The organism is Bacillus cereus group sp. BfR-BA-01311, assembly GCF_022664295.1.
Taxonomy (GTDB): Bacteria; Bacillota; Bacilli; order Bacillales; family Bacillaceae_G; genus Bacillus_A; species Bacillus_A cereus.
Genome location: NZ_JAKUHC010000012.1, coordinates 114,117 through 120,441, shown reverse-complemented (window position 1 = coordinate 120,441; position 6,325 = coordinate 114,117). Strand labels below are relative to the sequence as shown.

Below are 6,325 nucleotides of genomic sequence, written 5' to 3'. Positions count from 1 at the left end.
TGCCATACCACCTATGACGTTTTCTAACCCTACCTTTAGCCCTTCAAACTTCTTCTCCGTTCTTCCGGCTTCTTGCTGTAAATCTCTTAATTCATTTCGCACTTGTTGTATCGAGTTTCCAGCATCCACAGATCGAAGAGCGCGTTGTAATTTCTCTATATCTGTTTCTGCTCCTAATGCTTCCCGGCCGATAATTCCAATAGCTTGTTCCAATTGTCGACTTGTAGCCGTACCACTTTTAATTGCATTCACAAGACGATTTCCTAATGCTCCTGCGAAATCATCAACGCTTTTCCCAGTAGCGCTAAACAATGTTTCTAATTGCCTTGTTGAACTGGCTACACTATCTTGCTCAGCCTTCATGTTTCCAAGCTTATTCTTCAGGCCATTAAGCGATCCTTCTGTAAATTCAATTTCACGTCTGAATGCACGATATTGTTCTTCAGAAATTTTACCGTTTTGAAATTGAGCTTGTACTTGTTGTTCCGCTGCTTTCAACTTATCTAGCTTTTGCGTTGTATTCTCTATCTGTTGTGTAAGTAACTGTTGTTTTTGCGCTAATGCTTCCACATTACCAGGATCAAACTTTAACAAACGCTCCACATCTTTTAGTTCTTTAGCTAAAGAATCGCTTTGTTTATTAACATCTTTTAGAGCGTTTTGTAATGGTTGAGTGTTACCATTAATTTCAATCGTAATACCTTTAATTCTTCCTGCCATTTTCTCACCCCTTTCTTAGAATGAATCGAAGTCTTTTTGATTTGCTTTTCTAACTTTTTCTTTATCTGGATTCTCCATTTCAGCGAATTCAGCAATATAATCAAAACAATCACCGATCGTCATAATTTCCAAATCCCAATGTGTTAATTTCGCTTTATAACAAAGAGCAAGGAACGTATCAGTGGTTAATTCTTCATCACTGAAATCGCCTTGCTCTCCATTACTTTTCTTTATTTTTTTTTTGCGCCCATCGTACTTTGAATCATATCCATAATTTCTGGAAGGATTTCAGAGATAGGGAATTCATCAAAACCATCTAACCACGTAATCGGTTCAGCGATTTCTGGATTTGCTGTTTTTGCATATAACCAAACTAGATCATATACAACCTCAAAATCTACTTTACTTAAATCCGCATTTGCTAAATCAATAGTAGCACCAGCTTGAGGATTTGAAGGAGCAATAACTCCTAATTTGAGCATGTCTGCAAATAAATCACGTCTAAATTGTGCTTTATATCGTTTAACGGTTGCTGCTGTACTTTTTAATCGAACTTGTTTTCCATCTATAGTAATTGTCTTTTCCATTTATAATTACGCTCCTTTTGGTACTACTGGTGTTTTTACATATACTTTTTTGTACCAGTCGTTATAAATTGCTTGTGTTGTTTTAGCAGTCGTTTTCGTTTTAACCATTGGTCTTCCACCTGGTACTAAAACAATTGGGCTAGAAACAAACTTCAGTTCATTTGTATTTGGTTCAGCCGAACTTGTTTTTGTTTTGGATGCAAGTGTTGGACGACTTGCTGAACAGTTATACATAACATGTCGAGTTGCGTTCACGTCACCATCAAACTCAAATAATAAAGCGAACGGTTTTCCTTTTGCATCAGCTAATTCATTTAATACGCCATCCGTTTCATCTAATTCCTCACCCAATGCATCGATAGCAAATTTTTCTGGGATAGTAGCAATACTTAATGTTCCATCGTAACCTTGGTTATTACTTGCCGCGTAATAAAGCATGTCATCTGCATAGAATTCAATTAAATCACCGCGTGGCTCAAAAGTTAGTTCCACTCCACCAGGTAATGGAATTGGTGTCCCAAATGTAACTAAGAAATCTTTAATATCAAATGGCACGTAATGTACATTTTTCAAACCGAATGTTACTTTGTTTTCATTCATTTACAACAACCTCGTTTCATATGTTTTTTGAAATAATTTCTCAGATTCAATAAAAATCCCATACGAGTCATAAGGTATATCATGATCGTCTAGGACCTTTTCCAGCTTGGCTTCTGCAACCAAATTTTTTCTAGTTGTATAAAGCTCAATATTTAAATCATTTATTTTGTGATAAACCTTGTTATCAGCTATAAAATTTGCTGATCCATCCACAAGGAAACAAATATAAGGTGGCGCTGGTACTGGCTTACCAGGTATTGCTGTAAAATGCGAATAAGCCACAGGATAACCTGTAGCTTCAAGGATTTTTGTTAGTTCACCTAATGTCATTCTTGAATCGCCCTCTCGATACGTCTTGGCAATTCATTAATTACATACTCTTCAACTGGACGAATATGCACTTGAGCCGGAACACGTCCACCACCGACTTTCGCATGTCCATTTTCTAAAAGATGCGTTAATTGTCCTTGTGAATTGTGGACGACAACACCATTACCTTCTTTTTTCTTACGCCATCCTTTACGATATGCCCCTGTTTTTTTAGGACTACCTTGCTTTAATTTTTCTACAGCAACATCAGCAACTTCTTCTTGCGCTGTCAACAATTCTTCTTCCACAACATGGGCATTTCTTTGTAATTCTCTAGCAAGTTCGCTCGCAAAATCATTCATATTAAGTATGCTCCTTTGCGATAATAGTCAATGTTTGATACATTTCATCATCATTCATTGGCGGTTCGATAATATCAAAGATACGACCTTTCATATTGATTCGCATTAATTCTGTAATACCTGCTGTATAAGGCATCACAAACCGATAAATTCGTGTAGATTGTGATGCCGAAGCTTCAATGTACTCCGAGCCTTTTACCGTTTTTATCATTGCCCATGCTTTTTTTACTTCTTGCCAATTACCTGTTTCAACTTCTTGATTTAGTTCATCTTTTATTACTTCAGGTTGTTCAATGATAATTCGATTTCTACAATCACCTGTATTCAGTGGTTTCTTGTACTGAAAAGGACGCATATTAATCACCGTCCAATTTAATTTCTTCTAATGCTTTATCGATACCTAAACTATTAATCTGACTTAAAAAATTCTTGTCAAAATACTCTAATGCATCGTTATAAACATAACGAGAACGTTCAAAGACTAATTCTTTGAACTCCTCGTCTTTATTTAAATCATAATTCCCACAAACCCTAAGTAATGCCTTGTTAGACGTAGAAAGGATGCGCTTTAGGTTATCATCTTCCTCATCACCCAAGTGCATCCTATCTTTAAATTCCTGTAATATTTCATTTGAAATTACTGTATCCATTCACATCATCCTTGTGTTGGTGGAGTTACTTCTTCAAGCTTTAATGTGTAAACTTGTGAAGTGTATTTATCCTTCGGTTTACCTGTAGCATATTGTTTAGCAATATAAACAGTTGCATCTTCTAAAGCTAATGTTTCTTCATACTTTTTGATTGGCTCTGTTCCACCCATCGCTGCAATGTATTCTCCTTTAACAAAGAACACCACTTGTCCTTGAGGTACAAATACAGATTCTGTTGGGATTGGATTAAAAGGTAAGCTCGTTACATATACACCTGCCGCATTTTGAATCGTAGCATTTGCTTGAATATCAAAAGTATCGAATGGATTTGTTACCATAACTACTTTACCAGCAATATTTTTTGGTCGATCTGCCTCTGTTTTACCATCAGGATTTAATTTTTTAGCCAATAATTTGACCACGCCTTTTAGTTCATTAATTGTTTTGCGACCAGGCTCAAAAGTTAAAGTTCCAGCAACTTTTTTATCTGGATATACTCCATTCGTAACACTTCCACTAGGGTCTTTTAATAATCCAATAGGTTCATTTTTACCCGTACCAGCTACAAAACCACGTTCTAAACCTACTGACATTGCTTCTGTAATCATTGTACGAACATAACGTTCCACCCATACTGGACCAAGCTTCAACATATCATTTGCTAATGGAATAAATGCCGTTAATTTCAGTTGAGTAATAGATTCTTTTCGGAATGTAGCATTTAATTGCCCTTTAATATCACCAAATAAAGGTCCCCATACAGCTGCACCCTCTGGATCTCCATAAATAAATTCTGTCACGGCTCCTAAATTCTCTAAACCGATATGCTCTAGTAACGGATGACCTTGAACTAAATCATCAAAAATTCTCTCTTGTGTTGTTTTAGGTAAAGTTTCAGTAGATTTAAAGCCACCATCTTCAACAACGGCATTAAAGAACTTCATTTCTTCACTTGTTAGTACATTAGCACCGCGAGATTGCATAATAGAACGATCTACCATTGATTCATTCACTTGATTTAAAATATCTGAACGAACATCGGTAGCAAGTGCTTCAATCATGGAATTTAACGCTGCTGATTGTTCTTCCGCTGTACCTTCTTGTGTTGCTTTCGCGAAAGCTAGTTTCTTCTCTTCAAAATTATTAAACTTAATAACCATATTTTATTTTCCTCCTAAAGTTAAAAAGAGCGTACTCAAATTCTGTTTTGTATGAACAGGCTTTTGAATAGGCTCTTTTGGATTTGTATTTGTTTGTAAATCATTCAGAATTTCATTTTTCAAACCTGATAATGCTGCATTTAAATCTTCTTTTGTAATCCCTTGGCTTTTGTTCATTGTTCCATTTCTAAAACCATCGATTACCTTTTGTGGAAGCATGGCAGCAGTAGAAGCTGACGCTGTCATTTTAACCTGATTATCCATAAACATGATTTCATCCACAAAATTATTTTCTAATGCTTGTTGTGGACCCATCCAAGTTTCTTCAGCCATCATATGAAGTAGTTCCTCTTCTGATTTACCACTTTTAATGACATAGGCGTTTACAATTGCTCGATCAGTTGTTTTCAACATTTCAGCAGCTTTTTCCATATCACGATGATCTCCACCATTCCACATAGAAGCATTGTGAATCATAATTTGTGCTGTAGGTGAAATTCGGACTTTATCACCAGCCATCGCAATAACAGAAGCCGCACTTGCAGCCAAACCAACAATTTGAACTTCTACATGACCAGGGTAATTTTTTAATGCTGTATAAATTTCTGACCCTTCGTGTACATAACCACCAGGACTATTAATAGTTACAATTAAATCATCACCATTGGCATTAGTTAGTTCTTTCGAAATTTTACCTGGGCTTGCAGCATCCATTTCAAACCAATCATAAATCCAAGCTTCGTCATTCGAAATAATTGGACCTTTTACGTCAATTTTCACCGTCATTTTCTTTCTCACCCCCTTCAGATTCATTTAATTTTGTATAGTTCTTCGTAATATGATGGATATTCAGGTTTGGATCATCCGACTCTTCATAATCTACTTCCGAACGAATTTCATTCCCTGTAAATGCACTTGAAGAAATGAGTTTATCAATACTTGTCGCAAGATCAAATATACTTTGATAGGAAACCGCCTTAACCTCAATTTTTTGTCCCAAAAGATATTCACTCATTTCGAAGAATTTAACATTCGCTTCATCAGATAGTTTTTTTAATAATGGTCGTACTGTGAAAAGTATATAATTTTTCGTTTGCTTTTCTACATCAGCCATTTCTCCATATATCAAAGCTATAGGAATACCGATTGCCATAGCTACTTGATTTAAGAAACCATTTGTTACTTTATTGATTTCTTCCACACTTGGGCCATTTGCAACACCATTGTATATCTCGTTATAATTAATACCTTTTTGCTGTGGAACAATAGCTATATCTTTAGAACCAATTGACTTATACATGTTGTCTATAAACTCTTGTAATTTTGCTATTTGTTCCTCAGTTTTAGCACCAATCATATCCATATCAACTGTTCCGCGAACTTGATTTTTACGTTTTTGAGAGTTTAATATTCTGCCGAACAAATCCCCATAATCTGCAAATAATCCATCAATAAGTGGGGTTAATTTATCATTCCGATACTTCAAATGAATAACTTCGCTTTGTTTAAAACTTCTCTTAAACGTATAATCTTTTACCCTTACATCCGTAAAAGTATCTTCAAACACAGCGTACTCATTATGTTGAAATCCATCTGCAATAAGTAAATCACCATCATCTGCTTGTATAACTAAACACTCATTATCATAAATAAGTTTTCGAACAAACCGCTCCCAAAAGGTACTTGCGGTCATATTCTTGTTTGGTCTTACGTTTAATCGATAATAAAGCTCATCCTTCTTAAATTCTTTACCATTTCTTATTCTAAATTCAGATTGACTAATCGTCCTTCCTAAAAATGAAACGCATGTATCAATTGCCAATCGTTTCATATGAAGCCTGTTTGCTGTATCAGTTAATATGTCCAGATCCAACATGAATTCTAGTTCTTTATTTCTTTTAAATACTGAACCTAACCATCCAATGGTTATCACCCCC

General features: G+C 35.5%; 9 protein-coding genes and 1 pseudogene. All 10 read right to left on the bottom strand.

Going from position 1 to position 6,325, the window contains the following annotated elements; genetic code table 11:
- Positions 1-720, bottom strand: a pseudogene (locus MR136_RS22705) (DUF2207 domain-containing protein); the annotation flags it as partial.
- A 230-nt stretch (positions 721-950) separates the two neighbouring features.
- Positions 951-1,307 (bottom strand): hypothetical protein, encoded by a 357-nt coding sequence (locus MR136_RS22700; protein ID WP_000415935.1) that lies wholly within the window; start codon positions 1,305-1,307, stop codon positions 951-953.
- A 6-nt stretch (positions 1,308-1,313) separates the two neighbouring features.
- Positions 1,314-1,907 carry a major tail protein gene (locus tag MR136_RS22695; RefSeq protein ID WP_242259624.1) on the bottom strand — a complete coding sequence of 198 codons (594 nt, stop codon included), beginning with the start codon at positions 1,905-1,907 and terminating at the stop codon, positions 1,314-1,316.
- A complete protein-coding gene (locus MR136_RS22690; RefSeq protein ID WP_242259623.1) occupies positions 1,908-2,237 on the bottom strand; it encodes a hypothetical protein in 330 nt (109 codons plus the stop codon). It abuts the gene before it with no gap.
- Entirely contained in the window at positions 2,234-2,578 is a 345-nt protein-coding gene (locus tag MR136_RS22685; protein ID WP_242259622.1) for an HK97 gp10 family phage protein, read from the bottom strand. Before MR136_RS22685 ends, MR136_RS22690 begins: the two co-directional genes overlap by 4 nt.
- A gap of 1 nt (position 2,579) precedes the next feature.
- On the bottom strand, positions 2,580-2,933 hold the full coding sequence (locus tag MR136_RS22680) for a phage head closure protein (protein WP_242259621.1): 354 nt from the start codon (positions 2,931-2,933) through the stop codon (positions 2,580-2,582).
- A 1-nt stretch (position 2,934) separates the two neighbouring features.
- A complete protein-coding gene (locus tag MR136_RS22675; RefSeq protein ID WP_029442425.1) occupies positions 2,935-3,228 on the bottom strand; it encodes a hypothetical protein in 294 nt (97 codons plus the stop codon).
- A gap of 5 nt (positions 3,229-3,233) precedes the next feature.
- The gene (locus MR136_RS22670; RefSeq protein WP_242259620.1) at positions 3,234-4,388 is read right to left on the bottom strand and encodes a phage major capsid protein; all 1,155 of its coding nucleotides are present in this window, start codon (positions 4,386-4,388) and stop codon (positions 3,234-3,236) included.
- 3 nt (positions 4,389-4,391) lie between these two features.
- Complete coding sequence (locus MR136_RS22665) at positions 4,392-5,174, bottom strand: head maturation protease, ClpP-related (protein WP_242259619.1); 783 nt, start codon at positions 5,172-5,174, stop codon at positions 4,392-4,394.
- The gene (locus MR136_RS22660) at positions 5,158-6,321 is read right to left on the bottom strand and encodes a phage portal protein (protein WP_242259618.1); all 1,164 of its coding nucleotides are present in this window, start codon (positions 6,319-6,321) and stop codon (positions 5,158-5,160) included. The genes MR136_RS22665 and MR136_RS22660 overlap by 17 nt, the downstream gene beginning before the upstream one ends.
- Positions 6,322-6,325 lie beyond the last annotated feature (4 nt).